Consider the following 16,570-nt stretch of genomic DNA (forward strand, 5'->3'; position numbering starts at 1 on the left):
CCGGAATGTCTGGACTGTCCGGCTCAGGCCGCCTGCGAAGAACGGTCCTCGGTCAGCACCGCATAAAGCGTCGACGGATCGGGGTTTGCCCGCAGCTTGGTACAGAGCGCCGCATCGCGCAGCGAGCGTGACACCAGCGCCAGCGCCTTCAGGTGCTCCACGCCCGCGTCTTCCGGCGCGAAGAGGGCAAAGACGATATCCACCGGCTGCCGGTCCACCGCCTCGAATTCGACGGGTTTCTCCAACAGGATAAACACGCCGTGCACCTGGTCGATACCGGTGATCCGGGCATGCGGCAGCGCCACGCCATGGCCCACACCGGTGGGACCGAGGCTTTCGCGCTCCATCAGAGCCTCCACGGCCGAGGCCGCGTGAATGCCATAGGCGGATTCGGCCAGCTCGGCGATGTCATGCATCAGCCGCTTCTTGCTGCTTGCCGCTCCCACGACCTTCACGGCCTGCGGTTTCAGGAGTTCAAGAAAGGTCATTGACCGCCCTTTACTGTCTGCTCGAAGGCGCCGATCCACCGACTGCACCGCCCGTTACGGATCGATCCAGCCGATATTGCCGTCTTCACGCCGATAAACGACGTTCACGCCATCCTTCTTCTCATTGCGAAAGACCAGCACGGGGGCTCCGGCCAGTTCCATCTGCATAACGGCTTCGCCGACGGTCAGAGAAGGAATCTTGGTTTCCATCTCAGCCACGATGATCGGCTGCAGCGTGTCGGGCTCGGCGTAGTCCTGCGAGTCCTCTTCGCGGGCGAGGATATACGAGGCCGCGTTGTGGAGTTCAACGGGCTCCGCGCGATCCTTGTGATGGTCCTTCAGCCGGCGCTTGTAGCGGCGCAGCTGCTTGTCGATCTTTTCGCCGCAGCCGTCGAAGGCAGCGTAGATCTCGGTCGCCTTGTCCTTGGCCGAGGTGGTCAGCCCGGTGGAGAGGTGAACCGTGACCTCGCAGACGTATTCATGCGCACTCTTGGAAAAGGTGATACTCGCATCGGTCGGACGCCCGGAGTACTTGCCGAACACCGTGCCAAGCTCTTGTTTGACATGGGTTTGGAGCGCGTCGCCGATATCGATCTGCTTACCCGTGATCTGATAGCGCATCTTTGTTCCTTCTCTCTTTGGATCCGTTCGCATCCAGCCCTAGGGCTGCCTCAGATGTGGTGCGGATCAGGGGTGACGCAAGCCCGCTGCAGAATGGATCCGGGGGTCCCTCTCCTCAGGGGACGCGAGTTCCGGAGCTGCAGAATAACGGTGCGTCATACCCTCATTTGAGGTCAGCAGCGCCCGATTTGTCAATGATCTGTCGCAAACGGGTGAGCTCATCATAGGCGGATTCTCTCGGAGAATCGCTTCAGCTGATGCGGAAATTCTCACCAAGGTAAACACGGCGCACGTTTTCGTTTTGAACCACCTCGGCCGGGGTGCCCGACATGAGCACCTGCCCGTCGTGCAGGATATAGGCACGGTCGACGATCTCGAGCGTCTCGCGAACGTTATGGTCGGTGATCAGCACGCCGATGCCGCGTTTCTTCAGATCGGCGACGAGGTGGCGGATATCGCCGACGCTGATCGGGTCGACCCCGGCGAAAGGCTCGTCGAGCAGCAGGTACTTGGGGTTGGCCGCAAGGCAGCGGGCAATTTCCACCCGGCGCCGCTCGCCACCGGACAGCGCCAAAGAGGGGGCGCGGCGCAGGTGCTCTATCGAGAAGCTGCCAAGCAGTTCCTCGAGCCGCTCGCGGCGGCGGTGGCGGTCGCTCTCGGCGATGTCGAGCACCGCCGCGATATTGTCCTCGACCGACAGGCCGCGAAAGATCGACTTCTCCTGCGGCAGGTAGCCGATGCCGAGCCGCGCGCGACGGTACATCGGCAGGTAGGTCACGTCGCGCCCGTCGATGGTGACCTGCCCGCCCTCGGGGTTCACCAGTCCGGCGATGGAATAGAAGGTGGTGGTCTTGCCGCAGCCGTTCGGCCCAAGCAGCGCGACGACCTCGCCGCGATCGAGTTTCAGAGACACGTCGCGGATAACCGTGCGCTTGCGGTAGCTCTTGCGCAGGTGATCGATCCGCAGGCCGTGACTGCCTTCGGTGACGGTGAGCGTCGGGCGGGCCATCAGTTCTGTCCCTGCCCGCTGCCGTCCTGGTTGATCACCGTCTTCACCCGCCCGGCCATCTGCGCCGTGCCGCTCGTCAGGTTCACAACCATGCGCTCGGAGGTCAGCGCGTTGCCGCCCTGCGTCAGCAGGACATTGCCGGTCATCACCACGGTGCCGGCGTCGATATCGTAATCGGCGCGCTCGGCCTCTGCGGCTTCTTCGCCGCTGACCAGCGTGACGCCGCCGGTGGCCTCCATGCGTTGGATCCGGCCCTGGCCACCGTCCTGCCCCTCGGCATAGACCACCAGCACGCGGGGCGCGGCCAGGCGCATCTCGCCCTGGCCGATCACCACGTTGCCGGTATAGAGCGCGGTGCCGTCGGTCTGGTTGACTTCAAGCTGATCGGCGGTCACCTCGACCGGGGCACTGGTGTCCTGCGTCATGCCGCCAAAGGCCACCTGCGTGCCCTGGGCGGCGGCAGGGCCGCCCCAGGCGAAGAGAGCAATCATCAGGGCGACACTGCGGACCATCGGGATCTCACTTCTTTTTCGGATCGTATATCAGCTTCACGCCATCGGTGAAAAGCAGTTGCACGTCATCGGCTTCGCCGGAAGAGGTGATTTTGAGCCGCCCGGCGGTGAAACGGCCCGCCGGCCCTTCTCCGCTGACCGGGGCCAGCGTCTCTGCCTCGATCCGGTCGAGCGCCGTGCGCATCTTCTCGGTGACCATCTCGTAGCCAGCGGAGCTGGTGATCCGCACGCTCTTCTGCAGCAGCGCGCCCTTCTCCTCCTCGCGAATCGTCGCGAGGTCGGCATCGAGCGTCAGATGGCTGCCATCGGTCATGTCCATGGTGGCGGAGAAGCCGTCCGCCTCGAGTTCACCCTCGCGTTCGCCGGTGGGGCGCAGGCGCTGTGCGGTCATGGTGATCGCATCGCCGCGCGCCGTGGTCCCGGCATATTGCGGCGCCATCACCACCTCGGAATCTGGCACGCTTCCCTCGGCAAAGGGCAGATCCTGCGAGGTCTGCGAGCCGCGCGACAGAAGGAACAGCGTCGAAAGCGACACAAGCGCCACCAGCGGCAGCAGCAGCTTCAGCCAAGCGATCAGCCGTGAATATGTGTCCCCGCGCTGCACCATCGGTCAGACATGGGCAAAGATGTCGGTGTCCGGCCAGCCGGCGAGGTCAAGTTTCGCGCGGGTCGGCAGGAACATGAAACAGGCCTGGGCGATCTCGAGACGCCCCTCGCGCTCGAGCATGGCGTCCAGAACCTCGCGCAGGCGGTGCAGATGCAGCACGTCCGAGGCGGCGTAATCGAGCTGCGCCGGCTTCAGCTCGGCGGCGCCCCAGTCGCTGGACTGCTGCTGCTTCGAGATGTCGACGCCGAGCAGCTCGTGGGTGAGGTTCTTAAGCCCGTGGCGGTCGGTATAGGTGCGCACCAGCCGGCTGGCGATCTTTGTGCAATAGACCGGGGCGGCCAAGGCCCCGAAGGCATGGTACATGGCGGCAATGTCGAAGCGGCCGAAGTGGAAGAGCTTCAGCACCTGCGGATCCTCGAGCAGCCGGCAGAGGTTCGGCGCCGCGGTCTGGCCACGGGCGACTTGCACCAGGTGCGCCTCGCCGTCGCCGCCCGAGAGCTGCACCACGCAGAGCCGGTCCCGCTGCGGGTTGAGACCCATGGTCTCGCAGTCGATGGCCACGACCGGACCAAGATCGAGCCCGTCCGGCAGGTCCCCCTGATAAAGATGGTTCGCCATGACGGCCCTTTCGCTTGCAACTCACCCGCACGCCCGCACATAGGCCCGAGCCGGGCGCCATGCAACCGCGCGCGCCAAGGCAGGACCGCCACATTTCGCCGCCCCGCCTCGAAAATTATGACATCAACCAGACGATTTGGGGCAGTTTTTCGACGTGACGGCGGTGTGATTCGGACCTAAATCTCTCGTAAAGCATACGATTGTAACATTTCGTGAGCGACTCCACTCACCTCCTGCGTGTCGCCTCGACGCGCTCGGCTCACCGCCCAACCAAGGAATGATCCGTCTGAACACCGCTGAACGCGGTGTGACAACCTATCCAGCACTGTTTCCATTAGAGAACCGCCCGCCAGGGCGCCGAGCGAGGGGGTTTTGCCGGCCCTCGCAACAGCCGGGAAAGAATGCGTCGATTGACCACCATGCCGGCAGTGCTACCCGCGCCCTGCCAGAGAGATTGTTTCCGAAGCTGGAAAGACAAACCGATCCCAACAAAGCCCGCAGCCCGCCCGTCGCAGCGCGCCCTGCGCGGGCTATCACCCTGCGCGCCATCGCGCTCCCCATCCGCGCCCGGTACCTACCCATTCGTCCCCGAGTTGCACTCTAAAGGTTCCGTTGACGCCTACGGCAGGCAGATGCATAACCAAGCCTGTCGGTCGAACGCCTTATTTCGGCCACATGTCGGCACTGGGGGTTGGTGCTTCCACTTTTGGGAGTGTTTGCGAGTTTGCTGAAGTTCTTTCGGGACTGACACTCGGACATGATCGGAAACCTGTATCTCGCGTTGCCGCCCGGCAATGCGCCGGGTCCGTGCATGCCGAGCCCCTGCCGAAGAGACCCACCGCCTTGCAGCGCTTCCGTCGATGACCCTCGAGGAGGTCGAATTGACGACGCATGTATCTCTGCCGCACAACCCGGTGCTCGAACTCGAAACGCTGATTGACGAGACGCTGTTCGGCGCGCCGCGCCACATCGCCTATCGCGCGCTGTTCAAGCGGCTGCTCGACGTGACGCTCGTTCTCCTCCTCGCCCTGCCCGCGTTGCTCGTGGTGCTGGTCTGCGCCGCCCTCATCGCGCGTGACGGCCACTCGCCGATCTACCTGCAGAAGCGCGTGGGCCGGAACGGCAGCATCTTCCACATGTGGAAGCTCCGCTCGATGGTCGCCGATGCCGACCAGCTTCTCGAGGCGCACCTGCGCTCGGACGCGCAGGCCCGCATGGAATGGGAGTTCGCCCAGAAGCTGCGTAACGACCCCCGGATCACCCCGATCGGCCGGATCATCCGCAAGAGCTCGATCGACGAGCTACCGCAGCTCTGGAACGTGCTGCGCGGCGACATGTCGCTTGTCGGCCCGCGTCCGATGATGGTCGAGCAGCGCGCGATCTACCCCGGCACCGCCTATTACGCGCTGCGCCCCGGCATCACCGGCTTCTGGCAGACCTCGGTGCGCAACGAGGCGAGCTTCACCGAGCGTGCCCGCTTCGACACCGACTACCTGCGGGATATGTCGCTGGTCACCGACCTCAAGCTGCTGCTGCGTACGGCCAAGGTGGTCTGGATCGGCACCGGCTGCTGAGCCGCCGCCCGGCGATATCTGCAAAGGCCCGCGCTCCGGCGCGGGCTTCTTCGTTGCGGCGGGCGAAAAAAAAAGGCGCCCCGGTCTCCCGGAGCGCCTTTCCTGTCTGCGACCTGTACCGCGCCGATCAGGCGTTCGGCAGGATCACGATCTCGACGCGGCGGTTTTGCTGCTTGCCCTCCGCGGTCAGGTTCGACGCGATGGGCTGGTCTTCGCCGCGGCCGATGGCCTGCACGCGGTAGGACGGCACGCCCTGCTGCATCAGCAGCGAGGCCACAGAGGACGCGCGGCGCTGCGACAGCGACTGGTTGTAGGCAGCGGCGCCGTCGCTGTCGGTGTGGCCGATCACCTGCACGGTGGTGTTCGGATACTCGAGCAGGCTGCGGCCGACGGTGGCGATATCGCCCTGCAGGTCGGGGCGCAGCGAGGCGCTGTCGGTGGCAAAGAGGATGTCCTGCGGCATGGTCACGATCAGGCGGTCACCGGTGTTGGTGATGCCGACGTTGTTGCCCAGTTGCTGGCGCAGCGCCGCTTCCTGCTTGTCGAGATTGTTGCCGATCAGGCCGCCGGCGATGGCGCCCGCAGCCGCGCCGGCCAGCGCGTTCTTCACCGCGTCATCGTTGTTGCCGCCAATGGCGCGGCCCGCGACGGCGCCGCCGAGCGCACCGATCATAACGCCGTTCTTCGCCTGACGGTTGGGGTCGTTGACGTCAGTGCAGGCGGTCAGCGCCATGGCTGCTGCAAGCGTCGTGAAAACTGTGGTCTTTGCCCGGAACATGTAATGCCTCGTGTCGTTTGCCCAAACTGGGTGTGCTCCAGTTATAGTGCGACGCGCCGCTTCGCCAATGGCCGTCCGTGCACAATGTTGGCAAGTCTCCGCCCATGGCTGCAACATCCCGTGCTCAGAGCGCGAGCTCTTCTGCCTCGAGCCGCGCTGCTTCCCAGGCGAGGATCGCGCGCTTGACCGGCAGCCCCCAGTGATACCCGCCGAGCCCGCCCGACTTGCGCAGCGCCCGGTGACAGGGGATCAGCCAGGAGACCGGGTTTCGCCCCACCGCCGTGCCCACGGCGCGCACAGCGCGCGGGCTGCCGATGGCTTCGGCGATCTCGGAATAGCTGGTCACATGACCCGAGGGGATGCGCATCAGCGCCTCCCAGACCTTGATCTGGAATGGCGCGCCGATCAGATAGATGGGCACCTCGCCCTCCTGCTGCACCCCGAAGGCGGTTTGCGCCCAGGGGCGGAGGAACATCGGGTCCTCGGTGAACTCCGCGTTGGGCCAGCGCGAGAGCAGGTCGCGGAAGGTCTCCTCCTCTCCCGCCTCGGCGGCGAAGCCCATGCCGCAGATGCCCTTCTCGGTGCCCATGACCAGCGCCGGACCGAAGGGGCTCTCGAACCAGCCCCAGAAGATCGTCAGCCCCGCCCCGCCCTTGGCGAACTCGCCCGGGCTCATCGCCTCCCAGCGCAGGAAGAGGTCATGCAGCCGCCCGCCGCCCGAGAGCCCCGTCGCATGCGCCGTTTCCAGCGTCGAGAAGCGCTCCGACAGCAGCGCCTTGGCATGGCCGAGCGCGAGATACTGCTGGAAACGCTTCGGCGAGACCCCCGCCCAGCGCGAGAAGAGGCGCTGGAAATGCGCCGGGCTCATGTCCATCTCGTCGGCCAGCCGCTCCAGGGTCATCTGCGTGCCGCCAGCGTCGATAAGCTCGATCGCCCGGCGCATGACGTTGAAGTGGTAACCCTGCTGTGCAAGCTCGCCCATCGCGGCCTCCTGTGCTCTCACTTCTGGCATAGCGGCAAACGGGCGCATCGCGCGACCCGAATGTTGCGCAAGCGGCGCGGGCGGGATTTGCGTATTTGGAAAGAGAAGAAGCCGGACTTGCGGGAAAAGGCCCGGCGTTGCATAGCATCCGTCATGGCCAAGCAGCTCGATTATCACACGATCCGCGAGATCTTCACCCGCTTCCACGCCTCCGAACCGGAGCCGAAAGGGGAGCTCGACCACGTCAACGCCTACACGCTCGTGGTGGCGGTGGCGCTCTCGGCGCAGGCGACCGACGTCGGTGTCAACCGCGCCACGCACGCGCTGTTCAAGATCGCGGACACGCCCGAGAAGATGCTCGCCCTCGGCGAAGAGGTCCTGATCGAGCACATCAAGACCATCGGGCTTTATCGCAACAAGGCCAAGAACGTCATGAAGCTGTCGAAGATCCTCGTCGAGGAATACGGCGGCGAGGTGCCCTGCTCGCGCGCGGCGCTGGAGAGCCTGCCGGGCGTCGGACGCAAGACCGCCAACGTGGTGCTGAACATGTGGTGGCACTATCCGGCGCAGGCGGTGGACACCCACATCTTCCGCTTCGGCAACCGCTCGGGGGTTTGCCCCGGCAAGGACGTGGTCGCCGTCGAGCGCGCCATCGAAGATAACATCCCCGTGGATTTCCAGCAGCACGCGCATCACTGGATGATCCTGCACGGGCGCTACACCTGCGTCGCGCGCAAGCCCAAATGCGGGGCCTGCCTGATCCGCGACCTCTGCCAGTTCGAGGAAAAGACCCTATGAAAAAGTACCAGGTTGTCGGCATCGGCAACGCCATCGTCGACGTGCTGACCCGGGCCGATGACTCGTTTCTCGAGCACATGGGCATCACCAAGGGCATCATGCAGCTGATCGAGCGCGAGCGCGCCGAGCTGCTTTACGGCGCCATGGACGGGCGCGTGCAGGCCCCCGGCGGTTCGGTCGCCAATACGCTGGCGGGCCTCGGCAATCTCGGGCTGCGCACCGCCTTCATCGGCCGGGTGCATGACGATGCGCTGGGGCGCTTCTACGCCGAGGCGATGGAGAAGGACGGCACCGCCTTCGTCAACCCGCCGGTGCCGGGGGGCGAGCTGCCGACCTCGCGCTCGATGATCTTCGTCTCGCCGGATGGCGAGCGCTCGATGAACACCTACCTCGGCATCTCCGCCGAGCTGGGGCCGGATGACGTCGACGAAGCAGTGGCCGCCGAGGCCGAGATCGTCTTCCTCGAGGGCTATCTCTTCGACAAGGACAAGGGCAAGGAAGCCTTCATCCGTCTTGCCCGCGCCTGCCGCGCGGCGGGGGGCAAGGCCGGGATCGCCATTTCCGACCCCTTTTGCGTCGAGCGCCACCGCGCGGACTTCCTGCAACTCATCGAGCACGAAATGGACTACGTGATCGGCAACGAGGCCGAGATCCGCTCGCTCTACCAGGACAATTCGCTGGAGGCCGACCTGGAGCGCGTCGCGGCGATCTGCCCGCTGGTGATCTGCACCCGCTCCGGCGATGGGGTGACCATCCTCAAGGACGGCGTCCGGACGGATGTGCCGGTGACCAGGATCGTCCCAGTCGATGCCACCGGCGCCGGGGATCAGTTCGCCGCCGGCTTCCTCTACGGGCTGGCGACGGGCACCGACATGCAGACCGCGGGCCGCATGGGCACCGTGGCGGCGACCGAGGTGATCACCCACATGGGGCCGCGCCCCGAGGCAAGCCTGCCCGAGCTGTTCCGCGAGGCCGGGCTGCTCTGAAGGCTTCTGCCCCAGGAAACTGACCCCGAAACAGGAAACGGCGCCCCCGCGGGGACGCCGTTTTTCTTTTCCTCGATGGGGAAGGCTCAGTGCGCCTCGGCCCAGTTCTTGCCCTGCCCGGCGTCGACCACCAGCGGCACGTCGAGCTTCACCACCGGCTCGGCCGCGCCTTCCATGACCTCGCGGGCGGTGGCGATCAGCTTGTCGACGCCCTCCTCGGCGACCTCGAAGATCAGTTCGTCGTGCACCTGCAGCAGCATCTTGGCCGGCAGTCCCTCGATCGCGGCGGGCATGCGGATCATCGCCCGGCGGATGATGTCCGCCGCGGTGCCCTGGATCGGTGCGTTGATCGCCGCGCGACGGGCGAAACCGGCGTGCGGCCCCTTGGCGTTGATCTCGGGCGTGTGGATCACCCGGCCGAACAGCGTCTCGACCCGGTCGTGCTCCTTGGCGAAGGCAATAGTGTCGTCCATGTAGGTCTTGATGCCCGGGAAACGCTCGAAATAGCGGTCGATGAAGGCCTGCGCCTCGCCGCGCGGGATGCGCAGGTTGCGGGCGAGGCCGAAGCCCGAGATCCCGTAAATCACCCCGAAGTTGATCGCCTTGGCGCGGCGGCGGATGTCCGGGGTCATCTCTTCCATCGGCACGCCGAACATCTCGGACGCGGTCATCGCGTGGATGTCCTGCCCGTCGCGGAAGGCCTGCTTGAGCGCGGCGATATCGGCCATATGCGCAAGGATGCGCAACTCGATCTGGCTGTAGTCGAGCGAGACGATGAGTTTGCCCTCGGGCGCGACGAAGGCCTCGCGGATGCGCCGCCCCTCTTCCGAGCGCACCGGGATGTTCTGCAGGTTGGGCTCGGTCGAGGCGAGGCGGCCGGTGTTGGCCCCGGCGATGGAATAAGAGGTATGGACGCGCCCGGTCTCGGGGTTGATGTGCTCCTGCAGGGCGTCGGTGTAGGTAGACTTCAGCTTCTGCAGCTGGCGGTAGTCCAGAACGCGGGCGGCGAAGTCATGCTCGGTGGCGAGGTCCTCCAGTACCTCGGCGGGCGTGGACCAAGCGCCGGTCTTGGTCTTCTTGCCACCCTCCAGCCCCATCTCGGCAAAGAGGATCTCGCCGACCTGCGCCGGGGAGTTGACGTTGAACGGATGGCCTGCCAGCTCGTGCAGCTCGGCCTCGAGCCCCGCCATCTTCTGGGCAAAGGCGGTGGACATGCGCGACAGCGTGCCCCGGTCCACCTGCACCCCCGCCAGCTCCATCTCGGCCAGCACCGGCACCAGCGGGCGCTCGGTGCCCTCGTAGACGCGGGTGACCCGCGAGAGGTGCAGCCGCGGCTTCAGCAGCTTCCACAGGCGCAGGGTGATGTCGGCATCCTCGGCGGCATATTTCACCGCGTCCTCGATCGGCACCCGGTCGAAGGTGATCATCTTCTTGCCCGAGCCGAGCAGATCCTTGATCGGGATCGGCACGTGGCCGAGATAGCGCTCCGACAGCGCGTCCATGCCGTGATTGTGCAGCCCGGCGTTGAGCGCGTAGGAGATCAGCATGGTGTCGTCGATCGGCGCGACGCCGATGCCGTAGCGCGAGAACACCTTGGCATCGTATTTCATGTTCTGGCCGATCTTCATCACCGCCGGGTCTTCGAGCAGCGGCTGCAACAGGTTGAGCGCATCGTTCATCGGCATCTGGCCCTCGGCCAGATCGTCCGAGCCGAAAAGATCCGCCTCGCCCCCGGCCGCGCGATGCGCCAGCGGGATGTAGCAGGCCTGCCCCGGCTCGACGGCCAGCGAGATGCCGACGAGATCGCAGGTCATCTCGTTGAGGCCGGTGGTCTCGGTGTCCACCGCCACCCAGCCGCGCTGCCGCGCCTGCGCGATCCACGGCGCGAGATCGGCGGCGCTCTTCACCCAGGTGTAGGCGGCAGGGTCGATGGGCGGCATCTCGGGGGCGTCCGCAGCGGCGGGCGTATCGGCTGCCGGCGCGTTGGCCTCGGTGATCACCGGCGCCTCGGCCCCGAGCGCATTTGCGATTCGCTTGGTGAGGGTCGAGAACTCCATCTCGGCGAGGAAGGCGAGCAGCTTCTCGGGGTCCGGCTCCTTCACCTCGAGATCGTCGAGCGTGAAGTCGAGCGGGGTTTCGCAGTCGAGCTGCACCAGTTTCTTCGACAGCTCGATCTGCGCGCGGTTCTCAACCAGCGTCTGTCGGCGCTTGGGCTGCTTGATCTCCTCGGCGCGGTCCAGAAGCTCCTCGAGCGAGCCATACTCGTTGATCAGCAGCGCCGCGGTCTTGATGCCGATGCCCGGCGCGCCCGGCACGTTGTCGACCGAGTCGCCGGCCAGCGCCTGCACGTCGACCACACGCTCCGGCCCGACGCCGAACTTCTCGATCACCCCGTCGCGGTCGATCCGGCGGTTCTTCATCGCGTCGAGCATCTCGACCCCGTCACCGACCAGTTGCATCAGGTCCTTGTCCGAGGAGATGATCGTCACGCGCCCGCCCGCTTCGCGCGCCTGGCACGAGAGCGTGGCGATGATGTCGTCGGCCTCGAAGCCCTCGAGCTCCTTGCAGGCGATGTTGAAGGCGATGGTGGCGGTGCGGGTCAGCGGGATCTGCGGGCGCAGGTCCTCGGGCATGGCCTCGCGATTGGCCTTGTAGAGATCGTAGAGATCATTGCGGAACGTGTGGCTGCCCTTGTCGAAGATCACCGCCACGTGGGTCGGCGCGTCGGGACCGGAGCTCTCCTCGACGTATTTCTGCAGCATGTTACAAAAGCCGCTGACCGCGCCGATGGGCAGCCCGTCGGACTTGCGGGTGAGCGGCGGCAGCGCGTGGTAGGCGCGGAAGATGAAGGCCGATCCGTCGATCAGATGCAGGTGGCAGCCCTTGCCGAACTGGGTCATGGTGGCGTCTCCTTGGCCTCGCGCTTTTGCAAGGGTTTGCCATGGGCGGGCGCGGGGTGCCAGAGGGGATCACGAGGCAGGCACAGGGCACGGTCCTCGGCTCGGCAGCAAATCGGGCAGGAGGGGGCTCTGCCCCCGCCGCGCTGCGCGCGCCTCCCCCGGGATATTTTCGCCTAGAAGAAGTCCGGGGGGGGCGGCGCCTGCCTTTCTTCTAGGTCCAAATATCCCCGCCGGAGGCAGGCCGAACGGCGCCCGCGGCGCTCCGCCGGGGAAACGTGCCGCTCAGCCGCTACCGATCAGCACCCCAGCCGCGAGCACCAGCGCGCCGCCCAGGACCACCTGCAGCGCGGCACGCAGGAAAGGGGTCTCCATGTAGCGCTTCTGGATCCAGGCGATGGCCCAGAGCTCGAAGAAGACCACGATCCATGCAATGATCGTCGCGGTCCAGAAATGCGGGATGAGATAGGGCAGCGCGTGACCGAGCCCGCCGACTGCGGTCATCACCCCCGAAGCAATGCCCCGCTTCAGCGGCGAGCCACGGCCCGAGAGCTCGCCGTCGTCCGAGGCGGCCTCGGTGAAGCCCATGGAGATGCCCGCACCGACCGAGGCGGCGAGACCGACGAGGAAGGTGGTCCAGGTGTCCTGCGTGGCAAAGGCGGTGGCGAAGATCGGGGCCAGGGTGGAGACCGAACCATCCATCAAGCCCGCCAGCCCCGGCTGCACCCAGGTCAGCACGAACTGCCGGTGCGCCATGCGGTCCTCGGAATCGCGCGCCGCGCCGTCCAGGTGTTTCTCAACCAGTTCCCCGGCGCGCTCCTCGTGGCCCGCCTCGGCGGCGGCGAGATCGCCAAGCAGCTTGCGCGTCGCGGCATCGCTGCTGCGCTTGGCCGCCTCGTGGTAGAAGCGCTCGGCCTCGCGCTCCATTGCCTCGGCCTCGTCGCGGATGCGCTCCAGCGGCAGGTTCTGCACCAGCCAGACCGGGCGGCGGGCGTAGAAGCCCGCCACATGCTCGCGGCGGATCAGCGGGATCACCTCGCCGAAGCGCATGCGGTGCAGGCTGATCAGTGCACGGCGGTGGCCGTCCTCCTCCTCGGCCATGCCGTCGAAGACGGCGGCGGTATCGGGGTACTCGGCGCGCAGCCGCTCGGCGTAGGAGCGGTAGATCCGCGCGTCGTCCTCCTCTGAGGAGATTGCCAGGGCAAGCACCTCCTGCTCGCTCAGATCGCGGAAATGGCGCCGCTGGGTGAAGAATCGCATGGGGAACTCCGGCCTGCACTCACTTTAGAATGATTCCAATCTAAAGCGCTTTGCGGCAGGTGCAAGACGGCAGAATGTCCTTCGCTCGCGGCATGTTGCTTGCCTGAACTGAACCGTGCGGTTTACAGTTGCCGGGACAAAGGAGCTGCCTGATGGGGACCGAGACGGCTGGTGTGCGCCGCGGGCGCAAGTTCGAACAGGTGCTGGAAGGCGCGCGCACCATCTTCCTGCGCGACGGGTTCGAAGGGGCCAACGTTGACGACATCGCCCGCGCGGCCGGGGTCTCCAAGGCGACGCTCTACAGCTATTTCCCCGACAAGCGGCTGCTCTTCATGGAGATGGCCAGCCGGCAATGCGCGCTGCAGGCCGACGAGGCGATGCTGAAGATCGACCCCAGCCGCCCGCCGGCCGAGGTGCTGCCGCTGGTGGCGCGCAGCTTCCTGAAGTTCGTGCTCTCGGAGATGGGCCAGCGGATCTTTCGAATCTGCATCGCCGAGGCCGACCGCTTTCCCGACCTCGGGCGGCAATTCTACCAGAGCGGGCCGATGACCATGCGCGGCAAGCTGGTCAATTACCTCGCCACCGCCCGGGAGCGCGGCGAGGTCGATGTGGAGGACCTCGAGCTCGCCGCCGACCAGTTCACCGAGCTCTGCAAGGCCAGCCTCTGGACGCGCTGCGTCTTTGGCGTGGCCGAGGCGCCGGGCGAGGCCGAGATCGCCCGCACCGTCGACGGTGCGGTGGCAACCTTCCTCGCCCGATACGGCGCCTGAGCGCCGGTCAGTCCAGCCGCCGCACCAGCATCTGGTTGCCCGGGCCGCGCTTGGTCTCGAAGACCTTCAGCTCGTCGACCAGCTCCGAAAGCTTGCGCTTTCCGTAGCTGCGGGTGTCGAAATCGGGATTGGCCGCGGTGATGAACTGGCCGAGCTGGCCGAGCGTGTACCAGTCGTCTTCCTGGTCGATCGCATCCATGGCGGTGAAGATGAGGTTGCGCGCATCCTCGATGCTGCCGCTTTTCTGCGGCTTGATGCCCGCCGCCTTTTCCGGGGCGCTGTCGAGGTTCTCGAGGAAGATGAAGCGCTTGCAGGCCTTCCGGAAGGCGTCGGGAGTCTTTTGCATGCCCATGCCGAAGACGTCGAGCCCCTGCTCGCGGATACGGCTTGCGAGCCGGGTGAAATCGCTGTCCGAGCTGACCAGCACGAAGCCATCGAAACGGCCCGAATGCATCAGGTCCATGGCATCGATCACCAGCGCGATGTCGCTGGCGTTCTTGCCCACGGTATTGGCCGGTTGGTGGTGCGGCACGAGCCCGAACTCGGCGGCGATCTTCGACCAGCCCGCCATTTGCTGGCTGGAGAAATCGCCGTAGCAGCGGCGCACGCTGGCCTCGCCGAGGCTGGCCAGCTCGTCGAAGATCGCCTTGGCGTACTTGGGGGACGTGTTGTCGGCGTCGATCAGGACCGCCAACAGGCGGGTGTCGTCTCGCATGGGATACTCCTCTGCGGGCTCAGCGTCAGCTGCCCGCAAGTGTCTTGTACAGGACCAGCGCGTCCACGTCGCCCTGTGTCGGGTGATGGAAGGCGCCAGGAAGGCGGCCGACGATCTCGAAACCGGCGCGCAGCCAGGTGTCGACGGCCCGGGTATTGGTCGAAACCACGAAGTTGAACTGCATGGCGCGGAAACCGAGCTGCGGCGCGATCTCCAGGGAATGCGCGAGCATCTGCCGCGCCACGCCGCGGCCGCGCGCCTCGGCTGCGGTGACATAGCCGCAGTTGCACACATGCGAGCCGCCGCCCTTCTGGTTGCGTACGATGTAATAAGTGCCGAGCAGGCGCGCGCCGTCACTCACGACGAAGACGTGGCGTTCCGGACCGGTCCAATAGGCGATCGCCGCCTCGCGCGAGATGTCCGCGTCTATGGCATATGTGTCGCCGGCACGGAACACCGGCTCGAGCATCTGCCACAGCGCCTCGGAGTCTGCGGGCGCATAGGCGCGCAGTTCCAGTGTCTCGCTCATCAGCCCTGTCCTTCGGTCTCGATGCGGATGATCTCTCCGCAATGTTTGCAATGTATGGCGTCGGCGTCATGCAGGCGAAGCCCGCAGGTCTCGCAGGTCTTCTTCACCTTGATCGGACGGAACAGCACCTGCGCCAGACGCAGGAAGAGGGTCACGCCGCAGATCATCACCAGCACCGAGATGATCCGCCCCCAGGAGCCGTCTAGCGTGATGTCGCCGTAGCCAGTGGTGGTGAGCGTGGTGACGGTGAAATAGAGCGCGTCAGCGTAGTTGTTGATGTCCGGGTTGGTCCGGTACTGCGTGGCGTAGACCAGCCCGGTCATCACGAAGAGGAAGACCATCAGGTTCACCACCGCGATCAGCACGTCCTCGTTCTGCCGGAAGAACCTGAAGTCCTCGCGCAGGCGCTTGCTGAGCTGGTAGGTGTGCAAAAGCCGAAGCGTGCGCAGCACCCGCAGGAAGCCCAGTCCCTCGCCCGCCAGCGGCGCCAGGAAAGAGATCATCGACACCAGGTCGGCCAGGGTGGCCGGGCTGAACAGGAAGCTGCTCTTCTTGGGCGCGATCCAGAGACGGGCGAGGAAATCCGCGAGGATCACCACGCCAAAGGCGACATCGATGATCTCGACCACCCGGCCATGCGAGGTGAATGAGGTGGCGATGACGAAGAGCACGGTGAAGATGTCGAAGCCGAGCAGCGCGTAGCGGAAGCGATGCGCCTCGTCGCTGTCGCCCTCGTAGAGTTCCCTCAGCTTGTCGCGCAGGCCCATGTCCGCCGTCCCCATTCCGGTTCTTCGATCCTATAGGGTGGCGCGGGACTCCCGGCAAGCCAAGCGCCTGCCGGGAGAAATTTCATGCCGGTGGCCCGGAGCGGCTCAGAACTCGACCACCGCGCGGATCGACTTGCCCTCGTGCATCAGGTCGAAGCCGTGGTTGATCTCTTCCAGTTTCAGCTTGTGGGTGATCATCGGGTCGATCTCGATCTTGCCGTCCATGTACCAGTCGACGAATTTCGGCACATCGGTGCGGCCCTTGGCGCCGCCGAAGGCGGTGCCCTTCCACACCCGCCCGGTGACCAGCTGGAACGGCCGGGTCGAGATCTCGGCCCCCGCCGGCGCCACGCCGATGATCACCGAAACGCCCCAGCCGCGGTGCGAGCACTCGAGCGCGTCGCGCATCACCTTGACGTTGCCGGTGGCGTCGAAGGAGTAATCCACCCCGCCGATCTGGTCCGCGCCGCGCTTGGTGAGGTTGACGATCTCCTGCACCACGGTGCCCTCGATCTTCGAGGGGTTCACGAAGTGGGTCATGCCGAACTTCTTGGCCATCTCGGCCTTGGAGTCGTTGAGATCGACGCCGATGATCATGTCGGCCCCGGCCATGCGCAGGCCCTGGATCACGTTGAGCCCGATGCCGCCGAGGCCGAAGA

General features: G+C 65.8%; 18 protein-coding genes. 4 read left to right on the plus strand and 14 right to left on the minus strand.

Annotated elements, in window-relative coordinates; translation table 11 throughout:
• Positions 1-23 precede the first annotated feature (23 nt).
• The 6 genes from CLG85_RS19420 to CLG85_RS19445 all read right to left on the minus strand — a co-directional run bounded on the left by CLG85_RS19420 (position 24) and on the right by CLG85_RS19445 (position 3,855).
• Positions 24-488 carry a PTS sugar transporter subunit IIA gene (locus CLG85_RS19420; protein ID WP_095881012.1) on the minus strand — a complete coding sequence of 155 codons (465 nt, stop codon included), beginning with the start codon at positions 486-488 and terminating at the stop codon, positions 24-26.
• A gap of 54 nt (positions 489-542) precedes the next feature.
• Positions 543-1,109, minus strand: a complete 567-nt coding sequence (gene hpf, locus CLG85_RS19425; protein ID WP_095881013.1) for a ribosome hibernation-promoting factor, HPF/YfiA family — start codon at positions 1,107-1,109, stop codon at positions 543-545.
• A gap of 250 nt (positions 1,110-1,359) precedes the next feature.
• Positions 1,360-2,118, minus strand: a complete 759-nt coding sequence (lptB, locus tag CLG85_RS19430) for an LPS export ABC transporter ATP-binding protein (RefSeq protein ID WP_095881014.1) — start codon at positions 2,116-2,118, stop codon at positions 1,360-1,362.
• Positions 2,118-2,630: a lipopolysaccharide transport periplasmic protein LptA gene (gene lptA / locus CLG85_RS19435; RefSeq protein WP_095881015.1), complete on the minus strand. Its 513-nt coding sequence runs from the start codon at positions 2,628-2,630 to the stop codon at positions 2,118-2,120. Before lptA ends, lptB begins: the two co-directional genes overlap by 1 nt.
• Before the next feature lie 7 nt (positions 2,631-2,637).
• Positions 2,638-3,237 carry an LPS export ABC transporter periplasmic protein LptC gene (locus tag CLG85_RS19440; protein WP_095881016.1) on the minus strand — a complete coding sequence of 200 codons (600 nt, stop codon included), beginning with the start codon at positions 3,235-3,237 and terminating at the stop codon, positions 2,638-2,640.
• 3 nt (positions 3,238-3,240) lie between these two features.
• Entirely contained in the window at positions 3,241-3,855 is a 615-nt protein-coding gene (locus tag CLG85_RS19445; protein WP_095881017.1) for a ribonuclease D, read from the minus strand.
• Between the two features lie 881 nt (positions 3,856-4,736).
• Here CLG85_RS19445 and CLG85_RS19450 point away from each other — a divergent pair.
• A complete protein-coding gene (locus CLG85_RS19450; protein WP_224847560.1) occupies positions 4,737-5,429 on the plus strand; it encodes a sugar transferase in 693 nt (230 codons plus the stop codon).
• Between the two features lie 127 nt (positions 5,430-5,556).
• On the opposite strand, the gene CLG85_RS19455 is transcribed toward CLG85_RS19450, so the two are convergent.
• On the minus strand, positions 5,557-6,207 hold the full coding sequence (locus CLG85_RS19455; RefSeq protein WP_095881019.1) for a YiaD family glycine zipper/OmpA-like lipoprotein: 651 nt from the start codon (positions 6,205-6,207) through the stop codon (positions 5,557-5,559).
• 124 nt (positions 6,208-6,331) lie between these two features.
• Positions 6,332-7,189: a methylated-DNA--[protein]-cysteine S-methyltransferase gene (locus CLG85_RS19460; protein ID WP_095881020.1), complete on the minus strand. Its 858-nt coding sequence runs from the start codon at positions 7,187-7,189 to the stop codon at positions 6,332-6,334.
• 153 nt (positions 7,190-7,342) lie between these two features.
• On the opposite strand from CLG85_RS19460, the gene nth reads away from it, so the two are divergent.
• Positions 7,343-7,987, plus strand: coding sequence for an endonuclease III (gene nth, locus CLG85_RS19465; protein ID WP_095881021.1), 645 nt, complete (start codon positions 7,343-7,345; stop codon positions 7,985-7,987).
• On the plus strand, positions 7,984-8,973 hold the full coding sequence (locus tag CLG85_RS19470; RefSeq protein ID WP_095881022.1) for an adenosine kinase: 990 nt from the start codon (positions 7,984-7,986) through the stop codon (positions 8,971-8,973). The genes nth and CLG85_RS19470 overlap by 4 nt, the downstream gene beginning before the upstream one ends.
• Positions 8,974-9,059: 86 nt before the next feature.
• Here the strand turns inward: CLG85_RS19470 and polA are convergent, their stop codons facing one another.
• Positions 9,060-11,873: a DNA polymerase I gene (gene polA, locus CLG85_RS19475; protein WP_095881023.1), complete on the minus strand. Its 2,814-nt coding sequence runs from the start codon at positions 11,871-11,873 to the stop codon at positions 9,060-9,062.
• Positions 11,874-12,155: 282 nt separating this feature from the next.
• Entirely contained in the window at positions 12,156-13,130 is a 975-nt protein-coding gene (mbfA, locus tag CLG85_RS19480; RefSeq protein ID WP_095881767.1) for an iron exporter MbfA, read from the minus strand.
• A gap of 152 nt (positions 13,131-13,282) precedes the next feature.
• Between mbfA and CLG85_RS19485 the strand changes: the two genes are divergently transcribed.
• Complete coding sequence (locus CLG85_RS19485; protein ID WP_095881766.1) at positions 13,283-13,900, plus strand: TetR/AcrR family transcriptional regulator; 618 nt, start codon at positions 13,283-13,285, stop codon at positions 13,898-13,900.
• Positions 13,901-13,907: 7 nt separating this feature from the next.
• On the opposite strand, the gene CLG85_RS19490 is transcribed toward CLG85_RS19485, so the two are convergent.
• From CLG85_RS19490 to CLG85_RS19505, 4 genes are all read right to left on the minus strand, one after another.
• Complete coding sequence (locus CLG85_RS19490; protein ID WP_095881765.1) at positions 13,908-14,615, minus strand: NYN domain-containing protein; 708 nt, start codon at positions 14,613-14,615, stop codon at positions 13,908-13,910.
• A 25-nt stretch (positions 14,616-14,640) separates the two neighbouring features.
• Positions 14,641-15,144, minus strand: coding sequence for a GNAT family N-acetyltransferase (locus CLG85_RS19495; RefSeq protein WP_141244503.1), 504 nt, complete (start codon positions 15,142-15,144; stop codon positions 14,641-14,643).
• Entirely contained in the window at positions 15,144-15,926 is a 783-nt protein-coding gene (locus CLG85_RS19500) for a potassium channel family protein (RefSeq protein ID WP_224847579.1), read from the minus strand. The genes CLG85_RS19495 and CLG85_RS19500 overlap by 1 nt, the downstream gene beginning before the upstream one ends.
• A gap of 90 nt (positions 15,927-16,016) precedes the next feature.
• On the minus strand, positions 16,017-16,570 hold a 554-nt coding region (locus CLG85_RS19505; RefSeq protein WP_260349885.1), incomplete at its 5' end, for a zinc-binding dehydrogenase.

This window comes from Alloyangia mangrovi, assembly GCF_002300555.2.
Classification (GTDB): domain Bacteria; phylum Pseudomonadota; class Alphaproteobacteria; order Rhodobacterales; family Rhodobacteraceae; genus Salipiger; species Salipiger mangrovi.

Coding starts and splice junctions, on each gene's coding strand:
- CLG85_RS19440 (WP_095881016.1), bottom strand. CDS start 3,237: ATGGTGCAGCGCGGGGACACATATTCACGGCTGATCGCTTGGCTGAAG.
- CLG85_RS19460 (WP_095881020.1), bottom strand. CDS start 7,189: ATGGGCGAGCTTGCACAGCAGGGTTACCACTTCAACGTCATGCGCCGG.
- CLG85_RS19485 (WP_095881766.1), top strand. CDS start 13,283: ATGGGGACCGAGACGGCTGGTGTGCGCCGCGGGCGCAAGTTCGAACAG.
- CLG85_RS19490 (WP_095881765.1), bottom strand. CDS start 14,615: ATGCGAGACGACACCCGCCTGTTGGCGGTCCTGATCGACGCCGACAAC.
- CLG85_RS19445 (WP_095881017.1), bottom strand. CDS start 3,855: ATGGCGAACCATCTTTATCAGGGGGACCTGCCGGACGGGCTCGATCTT.
- CLG85_RS19455 (WP_095881019.1), bottom strand. CDS start 6,207: ATGTTCCGGGCAAAGACCACAGTTTTCACGACGCTTGCAGCAGCCATG.
- hpf (WP_095881013.1), bottom strand. CDS start 1,109: ATGCGCTATCAGATCACGGGTAAGCAGATCGATATCGGCGACGCGCTC.
- polA (WP_095881023.1), bottom strand. CDS start 11,873: ATGACCCAGTTCGGCAAGGGCTGCCACCTGCATCTGATCGACGGATCG.
- lptB (WP_095881014.1), bottom strand. CDS start 2,118: ATGGCCCGCCCGACGCTCACCGTCACCGAAGGCAGTCACGGCCTGCGG.
- nth (WP_095881021.1), top strand. CDS start 7,343: ATGGCCAAGCAGCTCGATTATCACACGATCCGCGAGATCTTCACCCGC.
- lptA (WP_095881015.1), bottom strand. CDS start 2,630: ATGGTCCGCAGTGTCGCCCTGATGATTGCTCTCTTCGCCTGGGGCGGC.
- CLG85_RS19500 (WP_224847579.1), bottom strand. CDS start 15,926: ATGGGGACGGCGGACATGGGCCTGCGCGACAAGCTGAGGGAACTCTAC.
- CLG85_RS19420 (WP_095881012.1), bottom strand. CDS start 488: ATGACCTTTCTTGAACTCCTGAAACCGCAGGCCGTGAAGGTCGTGGGA.
- CLG85_RS19470 (WP_095881022.1), top strand. CDS start 7,984: ATGAAAAAGTACCAGGTTGTCGGCATCGGCAACGCCATCGTCGACGTG.
- mbfA (WP_095881767.1), bottom strand. CDS start 13,130: ATGCGATTCTTCACCCAGCGGCGCCATTTCCGCGATCTGAGCGAGCAG.
- CLG85_RS19495 (WP_141244503.1), bottom strand. CDS start 15,144: ATGAGCGAGACACTGGAACTGCGCGCCTATGCGCCCGCAGACTCCGAG.